Genomic DNA, 18,527 nt, shown 5'->3' with positions numbered 1-18,527 from the left:
TGTCCGAATGGAGGGCAAGAACGGATACTATAACTCTCGTTCTCGTTATTTTATCGGTATCCAGATTTGTGGCGGCTTGTGAGGTCCTGAATATACTTCAAGTTCAGGTATACCCGCATGCTCGTAAGGGTTGGAAGGAAACCATTCAGAAATAATCTGCTTCCATAAACGCTGCATACTTTCTGGCATCGGACCTTCAACTTCAAAGACACTCCATTTAGAAGCTGGAATTGTGAAGGATGATAATCCTTCAGTCACTTCACCATCATAAGCCGTAGCAATCCAATATTCCATCTGCTTCTCCTGGATTTCGTTCTGATCCACACAGACACCTAACAATCCTTGAATTACACCATTATTCAATTCAAATAAACGATCTTCTGTACCACTCGTATACGCATCCTGCCACATTTTGGATATGCCTCGCAAGTTTTCCCCATCGATATAAGAGAAAGCCTGCTTTATCCCTACTAATGTAAACGCAGCTTGTTCAACAATTCTGTGATTCATCGGTTCTGCTCCTTTTAGACTTAATTGAATAACTAAACGATTATACGATTTAACAGAGGTACTGTTCTTACGTGCTTCACTGGGGGCAATTCCGTGCTGTCTACGAAAAGCTTTGGAGAAAGATTCAGGAGTGTCATAACCATACTTGAGCGCCAGATCAATGATTTTGTGATCACTCTGTATGAGTTCATTGGCTGCCAATGTTAACCGTCTTCGTCTGATATACTCGGCTACCGTAACATCAGTTAATAAGGCAAACGTACGTTGAAAATGAAAGGGAGAAATATGAGCTTGAGCTGCAATTTGCTCCATAGTCATATTTTCGAGTAAATGTTCTTCCATATATGCAATAGCTGCCTGTAATGATTCGATCCAGTTCATACGGTTAACCACTCCTTGATTCCTATAATAGATGAAGACTGATTCAAGAACCTGTCATTATGTGCTTTCATTTGTCCGGTTAGGGAAAGAGGGAGAGGAAACCCAATACACACGAAAAAAGATGACCCTGATGAATTCAAAGGCCATCTTTTTCAAAAAAAAGAATTGAACGGAAAATAACGCTATGATATAATCGTTAGCGCCATTGACAAACAAAATGAAAGTATGTACTTATATTTATCCCTAATTTAATTTTACATCTGGAATTTTGATTTGTCAATGCTCTTTTTCATCCCAAAAATAGGAAAAGGAGTGGTTCGGAGAGATGCAAACACAAGATTGGCAGCTGGAACAGGAACGTCTAGAGTCTGTAAGAAGCAAACTGCAGGCCAGAATCACAGAATTGGAGCCAGAGGTTGCCGGAATGCGTGACCAGGCTTCGGAAATTCGCAAGCGCTTTTGGGAAGAGGTGACGATCAATACCAGCACCCACGAAGATTTCGAAGAGACTTTCTATACCATTAACCAGCAGTCCGCGGTATTGGCCGAGCGGGAACGCGGTCACATGCGGTTGGCACAGCAATGGAATAACATGAAGCGTTTGCTCCCGTCCCCTTATTTTGGCCGCATCGACTTTCAGGAGAAAGGTCTGGCCCTCCCCGATCAGATCTATATCGGCGTATCTTCTTTTGTCGACGAAGACGGATTGAGTTTTCTGATCTATGATTGGCGTACACCGATCGCGAGCATGTACTACGACTCTTCCCCTGGCGTAGCGTCCTATGTGACACCGATCGGGCGAATCGATGGCACAATGCAGCTCAAACGGCAATTTCAGATCCATAACGGAGAAATCCGCAATATGTTTGATGCAAACGAAACGATTGGAGACCAATTGTTGCAGCAAGTGCTCGGCAAAGGTGCAGATTCACAAATGAAAAGTATCGTGGCAACCATCCAGAAGGAACAAAACGTCATTATCCGTAATGACACAAGCCGAATGCTAATCGTACAAGGAGCAGCTGGTAGCGGTAAAACTTCCGCAGCTTTACAGCGGGTGGCGTACTTATTATACAAACACCGCCAGACGATTAGTGCTGATCAGATCGTCCTTTTCTCACCGAATCCGATGTTTGGCAGTTATATTTCCACTGTCCTTCCGGAGCTCGGCGAAGATAATATGCAGCAGACTACTTTTCAACAATTTCTCGACTATTGGCTCGGCTCTTCGTTGCGTCCGGAGGATGTCTTTGATCAGATTGAATATGTACTAACCTCGCATGGAGCTCCGGGCTATGAGGCGCGGCTTCAGGGGATTGAATATAAAGCCTCCGATGCTTTTCTGCAAGCCTTGCAGAACTATGGAAACTGGCTGGGGCAGGAAGGCATGCGATTCAACAGCATTCGGTTTCGAAATCGTGATTTGATTACTGCGGAGCAAATGAGAGCCAAATTTTACGGCTATGATCGTTCCCTGCCCTTGCTAAATCGCGTTGTACTCTTACAGGAATGGTTGCTGAAAGAGCTGGCTTCGCTGGAACGCAAAGAACGTGAAGAATCGTGGGTACAAGAAGAATTGAATTATCTAGACAATGATCAGTATGCGGATATCTTCGAAGTGCTGCATAAAGATAAGGAAGTATTCGATATCGCGGAACAGTACGCCCAAATTCGCGAGAAAATAAGCAACAAGCGTCGGGAAGATGAAGGTGATTTTGACTTTGCCCAGAAGGAGGAGGAACTGCTCGGCCGCAAGATCGTGAAAGAACGTTTTAACCCACTAAGAAAAGGTATCAAGAAATTCTCGTTTGTTGATATCAAAGGTATATATGGCGATTTGTTTGTTGACGAAGCCGCTTATCGGGAGAAAACGAATGCTACGTTTATCCCCACGCTATGGCCTGAGATATGCAGTCAAACCAAGGAAAGCCTGCTCCAGAACGCGTTGTTCCATGAGGATGCGACTCCCTATTTGTATGTAAAAGAAATGATTGAAGGTGTTCGGACAAACACGGAAATTAAATATGTCTTTGTTGATGAAGGTCAGGATTATTCAACATTTCAATATGAATATCTCAAAAAGCTGTTTCCCCGAGCTCGTATGACCGTGCTCGGCGATTTCGGGCAAGCGATCTTCACACAGGCTACTAATTTAGCCGCAGCTGATTCACCACTAGTCCGTCTCTACGGTGAAGCCGAAACAAGTCTTTTCTCCCTAGTACGCAGTTATCGCTCTACGAAGGAGATCGTTGAATTTACAAGAGCGATGCTTCCAGAAGGAGATGAAATTGTACCCTTTGAAAGAAAAGGCCTAAAGCCCCTGCTGACGAGAAGCAACGACAGAGAGAAGCTGGATGCACAAATGGTGGCAGATATCGCGTCGCTAAGAGCCGAGGGATTTGATTCCATCGCTATTATTACGAAGACCGCCGCCGAAAGCCATAAGGCCTATGAATCGTTACAGATTCAAGGAGGCGAAGCGTTGCAGCTCGTTACGAAGGAAACGTTCAATTTCGAAAAAGGTATAATGGTCATCCCTGTGTACCTTGCCAAAGGTGTTGAGTTTGATGCAGTCTTGGTTTATGATGCTTCGTCTGGAGCTTATGGTCGCGACAATGAACGGAAACTGCTTTATACGGCGTGTACGCGAGCTATGCATCGGCTTCATCTGTACATGACGGGCGATTGGTCACCTTTCATACAGGCCTTGCCAGCAGATTTGTATGAGGAATCAGAAGTTTATACAACGGAGTAAACATGCTCGCATTGTCTGATATCTAGCAGCGTATGAGAATTGAACTACTTAAATAAGTAGCACTAGTCGCCTTTTAGGCGACTTTTTTTTGAATTTCTAAGTCATTATAGAGACGAACCTGTCAGCGATAACCTTTGGATTATTTCCATATTGTTATACTCAGCATAAATTTTATTATATGGGTGGACTAAGCTTACAGTTATATAATAGAAATACGTAACCAGAAGAATAGATTGCATACATAAAGTATAGAGGAGCTAAGATCATGTTAACCAAAATGAACGTGCAGGGAAGCTGGGAGCTTCAACTGGATGAACATAAACAAGGCGTACAAGGTCCATTTAACGATACCATAACGCTGCCGAACACGACTTCTCATGCGCGCAAAGGAAGAAAGAATGATGTGGCTCACATTGGGTCTTTGACTGATGAATATTCATATGAAGGATGGGTGTGGCTGAAAAGGGAGATTGATATACCTTCAACGCTTGCTGGCAAGAAATGCAGTTTGTATCTGGAACGCACGCGCATAACCAAGTTATGGGTCGATGGTGAAGAAGTTGGAGCGCAGGATAGTCTTAACACCCCCCATGTGTATATCTTGCCGGAAGGGCTATCGGAGGGAGAACACACCCTCACCATCCGGGTCGATAATACGGACTATCTGACGAAAGGCGGGCATCTTACATCCGTTGATACTCAGACCAACTGGAACGGAATTACCGGGAAGCTGGAGCTTCATTTTTACCACGACGTGCACTTGGGTGAGGTACAGATCTATCCCAATGCTACAGAGCGAACATTCAGAATCACAAGTACATTGTCCAAATCGATACCAGGTACTGTATTGTCCGTTACTGCGCAAACCTTCAAGCCACTCTTAAAAGAGACTTATGGATATGTGGCATCAGACAGAAATCATGTGGTGAATGAGCAAACCTATCCATGTAACCAGGATGAAGTTAACGTGCTCTACAATATGGGAGTCGACGCATTGCTCTGGAGTGATTCAGACCCACATCTGTATGTGCTGACCCTTACTCTGATGGGTGAACATGGCGATGTGCTGGATACAACTGAGATCATAACAGGACTGCGAGATTTTGAAGCAAATGGAGATGCTTTTACCATCAACGGTCGAAAGACCTTTCTTCGTGGAAAACATGATGGTCTAATCTTCCCGCTTACAGGTTACGCGCCAACCGATGTGGATGAATGGCTGCAAATCCTGAGCATTTCCAAATCGTATGGTATAAATCATTATCGTTTCCATACCTGTTGTCCGCCTGAAGCAGCGTTCACCGCTGCAGATATGCTTGGCATCTATATGGAGCCTGAATTGCCATTTTGGGGAACAATCACGGATGAACTTGACCCACAGCATAATCAGGCTGAACAGGACTATCTCATTCGAGAAGGCTTTGCCATGCTCAAGGCGTATGGGAATCATCCTTCTTTTGTAATGATGTCACTCGGTAATGAACTTTGGGGCAGTAAAGAAAGACTGAATGCCATTATCAAAGCGTATAGAGCATTTGATCCACGCCCTCTGTACACCCAGGGTTCAAACAATTTTCAGTTCACTCCGCTGATTCTAGAGGAAGAAGATTTTTACTGTGGCGTACGTTTTTCCAAAGATAGACTTTTCCGCGGCTCTTATGCCATGTGTGATGCACCGTTGGGTCATGTTCAAACCGACGTGCCTGGTACTCTGAAGGACTACGACGACATGATTTTGCCCGTTGGAGCAGTTTCAGAGAATGAGAGAATTCAAGCAGAAGAATCTGAAATTCAAATTCAATATGGCACGGAAGCCAAGACCGTGAAAGCCGCTTCTGTTGAACAACAACTCATTCCACATCTACCCGTCATCTCCCATGAGATTGGACAATATGCCATGTACCCCAATTATGAAGAGATCGAGAAGTATACCGGATCGCTGAAGGCAAAAAACTTCGAGGTGTTTCGGGAACGATTGCAATCCAAAGGAATGGGACATCTGGCTGAACCCTTTTTCAAAAGCTCTGGCAAACTTGCAGTAGCCTGCTATAAGGAGGAGCTTGAGGCGGCATTTCGATCCAATCATCTGGCAGGATTTCAATTGCTCGATCTTCAGGACTTTAGTGGACAGGGGACAGCACTGGTAGGTATTTTGGATGCCTTCATGGATTCGAAAGGGCTGGTTACTCCCGAGGAGTGGAGAACGTATTGCTCCGATGCAGTGCTTCTGGCCCGATTCGAGAAATTTAACTACAATTCGGGTGAAGATTTTAATGCCCACATTCAATTAAGGTACTACCGAACAGATTCATTGAGGGGTCATACTGTGGAGTGGGAAATGCGTGATTCGGATCAGCGAATTGCACAAGGAAAAGACGAGATTTCCTTTGTCTCTGGAGAAACTTGGTTTGAGATTAGCCAAATTAAGTTCAAGCTGCCTGATGTGAAAAAGATGACGCCGATCACTCTATCCCTGCATATTCCAGGTACCGATATTCGGAAACAATATGACCTATGGATATACCCTGATCATGATGTGACAGCTATTGAACATGACTATATTTATAAGGAATTGTCCGATGAAGTCATTAATTTACTGGAAAAAGGCGAGTGTGTGCTGTTACTCCCAACACTCGAGGATAACGATAATTCAGTTGAAGGCACATATTGTACCGATTTCTGGTGTTATCCGATGTTCCGATCCATTTCGGAAAGCATGAACAAGCAAGTTCCCATCGGCACACTCGGACTTCTAATTAATAACGCACACCCAGCATTGAAGCACTTCCCAAGTGAGGTGTATTCCACTTATCCTTGGTGGCATATCGTTATGAATTCACGGTCTATTATTTTGGATAAGGTCGCAGAAAATGTTCAGCCTTTCGTTCAAACCATCGATAATTTTGAACGTAATCATAAGCTGGGGCTGCTGTTTGAATGCCAGGTTGGAAAAGGTAAGCTGCTTGTTGGGGCACTAAATTATGATAAATTGATTAATCAGACAGAAGGGCGCCAGTTACTTTACAGCCTTGCACAATATGTAAAAAGTGAGGACTTCCAACCGGAAGCCAAGATAGAGCTGGATGAGCTTCAACAGTTGTTAGGCAAGAAATAGAACCTGAATAGCAGGTTCTTAGTGACAAAAACATCCACCGATCAGATCCGCCATACTAAACGCGAGTTTGTTCTCAGAAACTAACAAGAAACCCTTCAAACTGTTTTTTTTTACAGTTCGAAGGGTTTTCATTAATTATAGACGCTTAAAAGTGTCACTACTGTTTTACTCCCAAAAGCATCGACGTAATCAACAGTAACATAGTTAGTTAACAAGACTATTGTTATGTAAACTAAATAAAAAGTCAGTTTTATTTCTTTTTACCTTAATGACATAAAACCTCCATCATATGTAAACCGTAATGGGGTACGCATGAAGGAGGATACATATGAAAAGCCATGTGCATCAAAAAGAAGAAGATAAACTGAGCTGGATTAGTCTTTCCTTATTTGGAGCAGGATGTACGCTAGGGACCGGATTTTTCCTCGGAACAAGTCTGGCTATTCATTGGTCCGGTTTATCCGTGCTTGTACTTTTGGTGCTGGCTGCTGCGGGGACCTATTTTGTATTTGGAGCATTGGCTCAGATGACGGCAGAAGATCCGAAAGAAGGGGCTTTTCGAACATATGCCGGGGAAGCGTTCGGCCCATGGGCCGGTTTCGGAAGCGGATGGATGTATTGGTCTTCCGAAATGCTGATCATGGGCAGTTCATTAACGGCGCTCGGATTATTCTCTCAATTTTGGTTTCCTAAGTTTCCATTGTGGGTGTTTGTGGCAGTATACGCATGCATTGGATTGTTCATCGCCGCATTGGGAGCCAAAGGGCTAACTCAAACAGAAAATGTGCTCGCCGTAATCAAGTTAGCTGCAACGGTTGCTTTTATCGCGATTGCAGCTGCGGCTTGTCTTGGCTGGTTAGATGTGAAGATTACACCGCAGAAAATAACGAATGAATGGTTCCCTCACAAAATAAAAGGCGTGTGGACTGGGTTTATTTATGCCTTTTTTGCCTTTGCCGGGATTGAGGTCATGGGTTTAATGGCAGCCAAGCTGAAAGAACCTAAGGACGCTGTGAAGTCAGGCAGAGTGATGTTGTTAACCGTCAGTACGCTGTATGTTGTGGCGATTGCCTTGATCCTGCTACTGGTCCCCGCTGCTAAGTTAACACCAGACGAGAGTCCTCTCGTCAAAGCAATGTCATCGATTGGATTTACGGTTGTGGTTCATATTCTCAATGGGATTTTAATAATCGCAGGATTCTCCACGATGGTCGCTTCAATCTATGCGATTACGTCCATGTTGGTTAAACTGGGTGAGGACGGAGATGCACCGAAGATGTTTACGAAGACTTGGGGAAAAAAGAACATGCCCCTATATTCATTAGGATGCACTGCGGCTGGATTAATCCTTTCTACTCTCCTGGCATTATGGATGCCTAAGAGCCTATTTGAATATGTAACAACCGCAGGTAGCTTGGTATTAATGTATACCTGGCTTCTGATTTGCATCACGTATATCAAGAAAATGAAGCCAACAAGTTGGAATCGCATCAAAGTGTGGATCGCCATGGTCCTTATACTTGCAGCAGTAGCTGGCACGGCTATGGAAAAAGCCAGCAGAAGAGGTCTGCTGGCAAGTATAGGTCTTGTTGTATTGATAGCCTTGATTACTTACATTGTAAACAAAGTACGAAAACCGCAATCTTCGCCATCTACTGAGCCATCAAAGCCTTGAATGGGTGGACTGGTATCAGCTATTTCGTCAATTTGCTAATGGCTTGCTTCATGCGCAAAAAAGGACATTTGGAAGGGGTCTGCTCGTCATCGGGCAGGAAGTATTGTTTCCATTCCAGATTATCCTGCTCCCCATACCACATGAGCGAAGGATGAGCCGGAACGGCATCATAGGCTGCCAAACGCTTACGAATCAAGGTTTTCATTTTCCGGCCAAGAGGTGTGTTGTCATTAATGGATTCAAACACCCACCTTGGTTGAAAAGCAAACATAAGATAAGGGAAGTGCCTACTGGCTCTAAGCTCGTGCGCGGGAGTGGCACAGAAACAAAAGTAAGGCTCCCCGCCAAAGCAAAATTCCCATGTGGCTTCATGCGGATCAGTTGAAATATGTTCAGGCCAGGAGGCAGTATCGAGTGAACTTACCCGGTTAAGCATCTCCCAGAACAAGGACTGATACTGCTCCACCGTTGTGTTGTTTCTCAAATCATCCGGTGTCTCGCAAATGACAACCAAAGAAGCGTAATGTCCCGTATCCCGGGAAACGGGTCCATATTGACTAAGTAATTCCGCCATGTCTTCAGCAGAAGCTTGTGTACGCGGATCCCTGGTGAATCCGTATCTCAAATGTCCTGAGAGAAAACCCATCCTTCCGGGAACACAAGGATACGTATTACCCTCATCTGCAATCATATTGGAAAATTTTGAATAAGCGTCCTGCTGCCATTCGGGCAGACCTTTGAATGATGCATTTATTTCATCGGCACTGTACAGCTCTGCCATGGATTCCCCAACTCCATTCCACATGATACCGTTAACGTATTAATGCGGATGGCGTTGGGTGACTGTCCAGTGTAGTTTTTATGTCAGAAAAAGATAGATCGTACAGCTTCAAAACCGAAGTACAGGCCAAATCCGATCAGACAGATCCCCGAGATAATGGAGATCCAGCGCAAAACGGTTTCGTTGCTGCGTTTATGAAATCGACTAGCCATGCCAGCCATGATGACATCCCAGACAAGGATGCCTATGAAAATACCAGAACTGTATATTAGCAGATGAGCGGTGTCAGTATGCTTCACGGTTGTAGCAAGAATAGAGCCGTAAATACCGAGCCAAAATAAAATATTCAGCGGATTGGACAGGGCCATGAGAAAGCCAGAAACAAAAGATTTCCCAACCCTCGCTTCTGCTGTAGAAGAGGCCTGAATGCCATCTTTTAACTTAGATAGTGTTTCCACACCGGTATACACCAGAATAAAGCTGCCAAATGACCAAAGAAACGAGCGCATGAACGGCGTGTCCAGAAAATGAGCAACTCCAAAGTAGATCAGAAGCATGTACACCAAATCGGCAAACATGGCTCCCAGTCCCAGAATCCAGGCATGCATAAATCCGTGGCGGGCTCCGCGATCCAACTGAGCGGCATTAATCGGACCAATTGGAGCTGATAGTGAGATTCCCAGAATAATATAACTAAACAGTACAGACATATACGCGTTCACTCCTTAACGGGTTCGACGAATTGTACCGGTAAGTCACACACATATGGGTACAAGTCATCGTATTCCCGTCTGGAGCAAATTAGAACAAGCTGTTCGTCGCTTAATCTAATAAGGACTCTACATCCAGCTGAATAGCTGTACAATGATATCCGTTGCATGAGCTTTCTTCACATGGGCAGGCGGATAAACCGACAACCAGATCGGTCAATGCCTCCATCTCCACATAATCACCAGCACGCGAATCAGGAGCTACGACATCAATCTTGCCCAGATCATCTACAACCGATTTCATAAACAGATTAAATGGATAATGCTGATCCGGTGGCAAAATCCCGAACGGTTCAAGAGCCTGATTTAGGTTATGATAGCAGCTGGCATGATCTTTTTTGTCATATAATACTTCATACATTTCCGGACGACAGGCGGAGTTGAAGAAATCATGAACACCAACCGTGTCGCGAACGATCTTAAGCAATGGTTGATATTGATTGGAATACACGGATTGTCCTGGTTTGATCCGGTAGGAGCGCAAAACGTCCATCGTTACACCTGGATCTAGTCGATTATTGGCATTTTGAGCATCATATGCAACAAAATCAACGACCTGCTGCCCCTCCAAATCGGTCACCCGAATTAATGAACCTTTATTTACCTTAACGGCATAACCCGTTTTGGCCGGGATACGAACAGACTGCTTATGGCGTTCCGTTGTATTCATATTCATTCGTCACATTCCTCCGCTGTTTTTGCTTTCAGTATGCGGAGCTGACATGGCTTTCATGCACTTTGGCAAACATACGGCTCACATTGAAAATGATGTAGGTTGTATTCTGTTTTTATACTGGAAACAGTGGATTACCCTTCATGCCGACCCATAGTTCGGATGTTTCCAGCTGACCAGCCAGATGAAGCAACCAGTCTTCACGGCCTTTCGTTGCCATAATCTGTACACCCATCGGCAGGCCTTCAGGAGTCAGATGCACAGGAACACTCATGGCTGGTTGACCCGTCAGATTCGCGAGCTGAGTGAACGGAGTGTAGGTAAGACTTGGCTCAAACATCTCATAAATCAGCTGCTGCTGCTGGATCTTGTCCAAATCGCTAATACGCATCAGATGCTGAATCTGTTCATCATGAGGTGTCAATTCGCCGATTTTGGGTGCTGGAAAAGCATTGACAGGTGTGACATAAAAATCATAGCGTTCAAACAATGTGGACATCTGAGCTGCGGCAACATCCCATTCGGCCAGACTATGTACGAATTCGGCAGCGGATACTTTTTTGCCGGCTTCAGCCAGCACCCAGGACTCGATCTCCATATCAGCAGAGGTTAATGCTCTGCCCATAGAACGTTCCATCGATGAGATCATCGCCGCCATTTCGCCGCTGTTCATCATGTAATAGTTCTCCATCAATTTGACTCCATTAACCGGACTCAGCTTTTCTTCAACCTCATGACCTTGTTCTTCCAGCCAGCGGACGAGCTTGTATACAGATTCTTTGGCTTCCGCGCTGACAGGTGTCCCCACAGGCGAATCCGTAGTATACGCAATTTTCAGTTTGCGTTGATGAGGATAGTTCATATCAGCCAAGTAGCTGCCCGGAAAGAGGGGAGCATGGAACGCAGCTTCGGGTTGAATCACTTGCAATGTATCAAGCAAAGCAGCGCTGTCGCGAACTGAACGAGACAATGCAAAATCAATCGAAGCACCCTGCCATTGACGGCCAACACCCGGTCCAACAGGTGTCCGCCCACGTGTAGGCTTGAGTCCGAACAGGCCGCTGAATGAAGCAGGGATTCGGATGGAACCGCCACCGTCACTGGCTCCCGCAAGGGGTACAATACCCGAGGCTACTGCGGCAGCGGCGCCTCCACTTGAACCGCCTGGCGAGTGATTCGTATTCCATGGATTTCGACTTGGTCCGTGAAGACGGGGCTCGGTAATATTTTTCAGGCCAAATTCCGGTGTATTGGTATGTCCAATGATAATGAAGCCTGCATCGCGCAAATGGGAAACGAAATTAGAATTCCGCTGCGCGCGATGCTCACTGAGAAGAAGAGAACCCGAGGTGAGAATTTCACCTTCCAGGGATTGAGAGATATCTTTCAATAACAAGGGCACGCCGGCAAAGGGCTGCTCTCCCGGACGAACTATACTCGCTTCCTGACGTGCACGTGTTTCATATGTACGAATGACTGCATTAAGCTGCGGGTTCACTTCTTCGAGGCGTGCATACGCCGCTTCCAGCAATTCGACAGGGGATATCTCCCGTGCGCGAACCAGTTCAGCCAAACCTATGGCATCGTAAGATGTATATGAAAATGATGAAGATGAAGACATGATGATCGTTCCTCTCTAAATTGACTTAATCTACTATTCCATAAGTCATCGTACCACCGGAATAGCGAAAAGACAAAAGGCACTGAACATCTCAAAGGATGTCCAGTGCCTTAATTGATTTGCTTTTATATAAAATTCAATTCGTACGAAGTTTTGGTGCACCGTCAGCCGGAGTCGCTGATCGTTCTTGCTGTTTGGAGATGGCGAATAGGGCAATCCAGATGAGGATGAAGCCCACCAGTTGCTCCCATGTAATTAATGTACGGAATGCAATCCAGTTTACCAGTACACCGGCCATCGGGAAGCTCAGTTCTGCAAGCGTTGCGACTGAGGCCTTGGTGGAAGAGAGCCCTTTGTAATATAAGAGAAGACTCAGTAAGCCTGGCAGTAAAGCCTGGCCCAGAATATTAAGTGCTACAGCCGCCTGTTCACCTGTAGCGGAAGGGAATGTCCAGGCAGCACCTTCGTTCCACGTCATAAAGATCAGTAGCGGCAAGGCTACGACAAAGCGCAGAGAGGTGACCGTTTCATAACGGGTTTGCCCCAGCATCAGCCGCCCCATAACCGTTGAACCGCCCCACAACGCAGCTGCACCCAGTGATAACAGGCTGCCTGCATGAACCCAATTGTCCCAGTTGCCAAGGGGAAGGGTAAATCCGAAAGTGAGCAGGTATGTTCCTGCAAGTGCAATGATAAACAGTCCACCGAAGCGGCGAGGCAATGTTTCTTTCAGCAGCAGCTTAGCCAGAACAATCGCAAATAGCGGCTGCATCTTTTGCAGTAACAAAACAGTGTTGGGATCGTTATGCGTAAGTGCCAGAGTGAACAATACCGTGGCGAGAGCAGATCCTCCCCAGGAGATAAATATCACGGCTATCCAGTGGCGTGCACGCAGGTTTTTCAAATCGGCCCGGAACTTCCACAAGACGGGAATTGCCACAAGGCTGACAATAATATGTTCCACCAGTACAATCTGAGTGGAGGTCATCGTTTTGAGCAAAATAATACGGAACAGTGGATCTACACCCCAAAGGGCGGCGCCGAGCACGACGAGCCAGAATCCGGTATTACTTCGTTCCTTGTGGTAAACTGTTGATGCAGATTGGGTCTTTTCCATATTCAGGACTCCTTCGTCAGAACACGGAATCTTCAGTTGGCAAAATCGACAAAAGCCCCCGTTTTGGTATACACCAAATAAACGGGGGCTCAATCATTAACATGTCGTACGAAAATAAGCCTTTCCGTAACGGCATGTCAATGTGTTGATCTTCTCTCATCCGGACTGTACCGTCGGCCTTGGAGTCACACCAAGTCAGTCGCTGAATCCCTACATCGGGTCAAACAGCGAGTCGCGGGCTGGTTCCGAAGAACATCACCGCCGGTTGGGAATTGCACCCTACCCCGAAGATCCTATTCAATTATATTGTGTTGAACAAGCTGTAACATTAATAAGTCCATCTTATTCCTGTAAGCGCTAGCAGTTCAAGTGTTTTTTTAGAATATGATATTCCAGCTTCCCTGTTGTCTGCGTAATAATACAATCTGCCCTGCATGATACGCATCGTGTAGTACCCAGCGAGCTAGTTCATGTGCCCATTTTTCATCCGTATCCATGTACGGAGCTTCAAGATCGGATTCTTCTAATGAAGAGAGCTGATCACGAAGCTGTCCGGCTAATTGTGTTGTGTTTTGCATAAGTGCACTCCAGCCAGTGGTATCGGAAGGGTCGCCGGGATCTCCAAAGGTGGATTCATTGTTTTCGGCAGGTGTACCGGAGGGTGTTTTGCCCTGAATACGACTCAACAAGCGATGATTATAGTAATACATATGGTTAACCAACTGCCAGATGCTTAATCCACCGGATGATGGAACCCAGGCTGCCTGTTCAGCAGTCAGTCCTTCGAGTGCCTTGGATAAAGGCACAATCCAGTTACATTGATCCCAGGTATCATCTTTCTGAATGAGCAATAGTTCTGTTGCTGTTGTAGTCATTGATTTTTCCTCCCTAAAATGAATTCATGGTAACTAGCTAAAGTGCTTAAATGTGGTTACAATTAATATAACCCAAACACGAATAATTGTAACTATCTTTTTAATTTTAGATGGTTACAATTTAGCGGAGGTACGTATGGATAGACTATGGACTGATTTTGTAAACAGTGATTACCATGACTGGCGTGGTGGAAATCGCTCAGAGGACAGGCTTGGCAAAGCCGAATGGCAGCAGGCATTCCTCAAACAATGGCAACTGAATGCATCTGTACCTGCTTCTTCTGAAGAAGAGGGAGTTTTGAGAAACTTCAGAAATGAATTGCAGGCTATTGCAACTGGTTTATCTGACGGAAATGCATTATCAAACAAAGACCAGGAATGGCTTAACGGCATAATGGAGGAAGGTCAAGTCATAAGAAGACTGAACGCTGGAGATGAGGGACTGAATCTTTCACTTATTCCTGTAGGAACTCAATGGCAGCAGGTCATGGCAGAGGTCGCAGCCGATTTTGCCATCACTGTAGTTGAAGGGGATGGGGGAAGAATTCGTATCTGTGACAATACGGATTGTCGTTGGATTTTCTATGACGATACACGTAGTAGAACCCAGAAATATTGTGATGACAAGATGTGTGGTAATCTGATGAAGGTTAGAAGGTTTCGGGCAAAACAGAAGAAGGATTAGCAGCAAGAGTAGGGTATATGCAAGGAAAGTGTGATTTATTGTACTTTGCAACAGACAGGAAATATTCAATAAGATTTGTATAAAACCAAAATTGAATCTTACTATCCACTTCTATATAATGGTTATATACTTAAAATATTTCAGCTAGTCATTTCATCAGAGATTAACATCCAGGATTCAAGCGTATATCCAACAAAAAATAATGATTGGAGATGTGTCTTGTGGGGACAAGTTATCTACTGAAAAATGGTTGTGTATTGTCTATGGATTCGTCGGTGGGTCAGTATAAACGGGCGGACGTTCTCATTGAGGATTCTCTTATTACTGCTATCCAGCCCGATCTGAGTTGTATTGAAGCGGAAGTGATAGATGCATCGGAGATGATCATACTCCCTGGACTTGTAGATACGCACCGGCATGTATGGGAGTCACTTGTAAAAACAGCGGGAACCAACTGGTCACTGCCGGTCTATCTGCAGAATCTCTACTATGGAGCGATGGGAAGTAAACTCCGGCCACAAGACAGCTATATCGCCAATTTGCTGGGTTCATTGGAAGCGCTTAATGCAGGAGTGACCACGGTGCTTGACTGGAGTATGCCTTATTCCCCGGAGCACACGGATGAACTGATTCGCGGACTTCAGGATGCGGGTATTCGGTCGGTTTTCGCTTATGGTGTACCAGGTGAGACGCCCTACTGGAACAGAGAAAGCAAGCTGACGTATTCGAATGATGTGAGAAGAGTTAAGGAACAGTATTTTTCTTCACGGGATCAGCTGCTCACGTTCGGTCTTGCTATTCGAGGTCCGGAGTTTAGCCATTGGGATACCACGGTGAAGGAAATTCAGCTTGCCCAAGAGCTGGATGCGATATGTTCAATGCATGTTGGCTTTGGAAGCTGGGGGTCTGTAGATCGTTCGATAAGTAAAATGTATGAGGCTGGTTTACTGAGCCCAGGTCTGAACGTCGTACACGGAAATACAATGGATACGGATGAATATAAAATGTTGGCCGATAGCGGCGCATCACTGTCCGTCACACCGGAAGTAGAGATGATGATGGGGCACGGGTATCCGGCAACGGGGTACTTCCTTGAAAATGGTGGAACCCCAACGCTCGGAGTCGATGTTGTAACATCAACAGGTGGGGATATGTTCTCCCAGATGAAATTTGCGCTTCAAGCTGAACGTTCCCGTGAAAATGAACAACTTTTGCTCCATGGTGAAATGCCTGGTGAGCTTAATCTGCAATCCAGTCAAGTGCTGAGATTTGCAACTTCTGCTGGAGCGAAGGCTCTGGGACTTGAGCGGAAGGTTGGCACACTTACGCCAGGTAAAGAAGCCGATCTGATTATGATCCGAACCACCGACCTTAACTTGTTCCCGGTGCATGATCCGGTTGGAGCCGTCGTTCAATTTGCCAACCCATCCAATGTGGATACTGTGTTTGTAGCAGGTCGTCCGGTGAAGCGCGGAGGCAAGCTGCTGCATGTCGATCTGAACGAGGTCCGGCGGAAGGCTTTGGACAGCAAGGAATATCTGCTATCTCAATATCGGATGTCGGATGCAGAACGAATTGTATTTTCATAAGTTAGACAATCCATGTGAGTGAAAGTTGATTCTCTTCTGGAATGAAAAGAGAGAGTTTTCATCTGGCTTATACATTTAATAGCATTACAAGTGAGGGGCCGCATAAGGGTATGCGGCTCTTTAGCGTACCTGATTATCGTGCAAGATGACAGGTGGAGCAAGGAATAAACCACAAAAAGAGGCGAAAAGGCACTGTATTGGCATGGTTGCATGTAACAACGAGTTTATAATGCTTTGTTGAAGAAAAAAGCTGTTAAAAAACTGCGCATAATATAAATTATACGCAGTTTTGTTTTAAAACGATTTTCATATTCACCCCTGCCCAACAGATCATGATAATTTTCGTCTGGAATGGACAGAATATACCATCATCCCAAAATAAATTTAACAAAGCAACGCGACAAAGTGTAGAAATCGATAGATTTTTGTAGTTGGTCAGTAAGATAGAACAAAGGGATTTTTCATAGAACAGATGAACCAAACAAATATTTGAAGTATAGAGACACAATCATCATTTTCAATACGAGAGGAAACTGTGTATGAACCAAAACCAGAATCGATCTTCCCTGTTTAGAAAAAAGCCGATTGCCACCGGAAATAACGAAAGCAATATGTTGAAAAGGGTGCTTGGCCCATTGGATCTGATGACTCTTGGGGTAGGTGCGATTATCGGTACGGGTATCTTTGTACTCACAGGCGTTGCTGCCGCAAAATATGCAGGCCCCGGTTTGGTACTGTCTTTTCTGCTGGCAGGTATTATCTGCGCCTTCGCTGCTTTGTGTTACTCGGAGTTTGCATCCAGTGTGCCTGCTTCAGGAAGTGCGTATACATATAGCTATACCGCTTTTGGCGAAGTCATTGCCTGGATTCTAGGATGGGATCTTATTCTGGAGTATGGATTTGCGAGTGCCGCTGTTGCTAGCGGTTGGTCTGGATATTTTCAAACGTTATTGTCCGGATTCGGATTGCAATTACCCCATGCGCTCACCAGTGCATTTAGTCCTGAAAAGGGAACCTATTTTGATATCACCGCAGCAGCGATCACGTTAATCATTACGTTCCTGCTCACCCGAGGGGTGAAAGAGGCTGCTCGTGCCAACGGAATTATGGTAGCGATTAAAATTATCGTAGTTCTGATCTTCATCGGTGTGGGTGTGTTCTATGTGCAGCCGGATAACTGGCAACCATTCCTTCCATTTGGTATCTCCGGGGTAACCGCAGGGGCGGCAACGGTATTTTTTGCTTACATTGGGTTCGATGCTGTCTCTACGGCTGCGGAAGAAGTGAAACGTCCTCAACGGGACTTGCCAATTGGTATCATTGCATCTCTTGCGATCTGTACCGTGCTTTACATCGTTGTATCCTTGATCCTGACAGGGATTGTACCTTATCACATGCTGAATGTGAGTGATCCAGTTGCCTTTGCTTTTGAATTTGTGCAGTTGAAAGGATTGTCCTGGATTGTTTCGCTTGGAGCGATTACAGGGATTACCACTGTATTACTTGTTATGATGTATGGTCAGACACGTTTGCTTTATTCCATGTCACGGGACGGACTGTTGTCTCCGGTTTTCTCCAAAGTCAGTGGCAAAAGCCAAACACCTGCTACCGGCACTTGGGTTGCTGGGATCATCGTCGCTTTATTCTCGGGATTCATCTCACTTGGCCATCTGGCAGAGTTGACCAACATCGGAACACTGTTCGCTTTCGCGGTTGTGAGTCTGGGGATTATCGTATTGCGGAAAAACAACCCGGAACTGAAAAGGGGATTCCGCGTGCCTTTGGTTCCACTGATTCCTATTCTAAGTGCTGTTGGCTGTATGTATCTCATGACACGTCTTGCGGCTCTGACTTGGATTACGTTCTTCGGTTGGTTGATTATTGGTTTAATCATCTACTTTGCCTACGGTCGTCATCACAGTCATTTGAATCCGGCACGGCGTATATCGGACTCGTTCAAAAGAACAAATGGGAAATAGC

13 protein-coding genes and 1 riboswitch are annotated in these 18,527 nt (G+C 45.3%); of the genes, 6 read left to right on the top strand and 7 right to left on the bottom strand.

The genetic code is table 11. From position 1 onward, the window contains the following. Nucleotides 1-45 precede the first annotated feature (45 nt). A complete protein-coding gene (locus ACR1R9_RS11900; protein WP_433923622.1) occupies nt 46-891 on the bottom strand; it encodes an AraC family transcriptional regulator in 846 nt (281 codons plus the stop codon). A 325-nt stretch (nt 892-1,216) separates the two neighbouring features. Here ACR1R9_RS11900 and helD point away from each other — a divergent pair, with 325 nt between their 5' ends. The 3 genes from helD to ACR1R9_RS11885 all read left to right on the top strand — a co-directional run bounded on the left by helD (nt 1,217) and on the right by ACR1R9_RS11885 (nt 8,436). After that, nucleotides 1,217-3,646, top strand: a complete 2,430-nt coding sequence (gene helD, locus ACR1R9_RS11895; protein WP_433923623.1) for an RNA polymerase recycling motor HelD — start codon at nt 1,217-1,219, stop codon at nt 3,644-3,646. 265 nt (nt 3,647-3,911) lie between these two features. Then, nucleotides 3,912-6,761: a glycoside hydrolase family 2 TIM barrel-domain containing protein gene (locus ACR1R9_RS11890; RefSeq protein ID WP_433923624.1), complete on the top strand. Its 2,850-nt coding sequence runs from the start codon at nt 3,912-3,914 to the stop codon at nt 6,759-6,761. Between the two features lie 328 nt (nt 6,762-7,089). After that, nucleotides 7,090-8,436: an amino acid permease gene (locus ACR1R9_RS11885; protein WP_433923625.1), complete on the top strand. Its 1,347-nt coding sequence runs from the start codon at nt 7,090-7,092 to the stop codon at nt 8,434-8,436. A 19-nt stretch (nt 8,437-8,455) separates the two neighbouring features. Here ACR1R9_RS11885 and ACR1R9_RS11880 read toward each other — a convergent pair whose 3' ends face one another. The 6 genes from ACR1R9_RS11880 to ACR1R9_RS11855 form a co-directional block, all read right to left on the bottom strand. Beyond that, complete coding sequence (locus ACR1R9_RS11880; RefSeq protein ID WP_175382868.1) at nt 8,456-9,217, bottom strand: YqcI/YcgG family protein; 762 nt, start codon at nt 9,215-9,217, stop codon at nt 8,456-8,458. 83 nt (nt 9,218-9,300) lie between these two features. Next, nucleotides 9,301-9,927, bottom strand: a complete 627-nt coding sequence (locus ACR1R9_RS11875; RefSeq protein ID WP_076288601.1) for a LysE family transporter — start codon at nt 9,925-9,927, stop codon at nt 9,301-9,303. A 112-nt stretch (nt 9,928-10,039) separates the two neighbouring features. Then, nucleotides 10,040-10,663: an urea carboxylase-associated family protein gene (locus ACR1R9_RS11870; protein ID WP_256716779.1), complete on the bottom strand. Its 624-nt coding sequence runs from the start codon at nt 10,661-10,663 to the stop codon at nt 10,040-10,042. Between the two features lie 112 nt (nt 10,664-10,775). Continuing rightward, the gene (locus ACR1R9_RS11865) at nt 10,776-12,281 is read right to left on the bottom strand and encodes an amidase (RefSeq protein ID WP_076288602.1); all 1,506 of its coding nucleotides are present in this window, start codon (nt 12,279-12,281) and stop codon (nt 10,776-10,778) included. Nucleotides 12,282-12,417: 136 nt separating this feature from the next. Continuing rightward, entirely contained in the window at nt 12,418-13,398 is a 981-nt protein-coding gene (locus ACR1R9_RS11860; RefSeq protein ID WP_076288603.1) for a DMT family transporter, read from the bottom strand. A gap of 144 nt (nt 13,399-13,542) precedes the next feature. Further along, a riboswitch (FMN riboswitch) is annotated at nt 13,543-13,694 on the bottom strand. 81 nt (nt 13,695-13,775) lie between these two features. Then, nucleotides 13,776-14,273, bottom strand: a complete 498-nt coding sequence (locus ACR1R9_RS11855; protein WP_076288604.1) for a DinB family protein — start codon at nt 14,271-14,273, stop codon at nt 13,776-13,778. Between the two features lie 136 nt (nt 14,274-14,409). On the opposite strand from ACR1R9_RS11855, the gene ACR1R9_RS11850 reads away from it, so the two are divergent. The 3 genes from ACR1R9_RS11850 (at nt 14,410) to ACR1R9_RS11840 (ending at nt 18,526) form a co-directional block, all read left to right on the top strand. Then, nucleotides 14,410-14,958: a CGNR zinc finger domain-containing protein gene (locus ACR1R9_RS11850; RefSeq protein WP_076288605.1), complete on the top strand. Its 549-nt coding sequence runs from the start codon at nt 14,410-14,412 to the stop codon at nt 14,956-14,958. A 221-nt stretch (nt 14,959-15,179) separates the two neighbouring features. Then, nucleotides 15,180-16,547 carry an amidohydrolase family protein gene (locus ACR1R9_RS11845; RefSeq protein ID WP_326065523.1) on the top strand — a complete coding sequence of 456 codons (1,368 nt, stop codon included), beginning with the start codon at nt 15,180-15,182 and terminating at the stop codon, nt 16,545-16,547. 539 nt (nt 16,548-17,086) lie between these two features. Continuing rightward, on the top strand, nt 17,087-18,526 hold the full coding sequence (locus ACR1R9_RS11840; protein WP_433923626.1) for an amino acid permease: 1,440 nt from the start codon (nt 17,087-17,089) through the stop codon (nt 18,524-18,526). The last annotated feature ends 1 nt before the right edge of the window (nt 18,527 follow it).

Source organism: Paenibacillus taichungensis (assembly GCF_050994985.1).
Taxonomy (GTDB): Bacteria; Bacillota; Bacilli; order Paenibacillales; family Paenibacillaceae; genus Paenibacillus; species Paenibacillus taichungensis.
The sequence above is the reverse complement of the archived record's forward strand: the minus strand, read 5'-3'. Positions and strand labels throughout refer to the sequence as shown.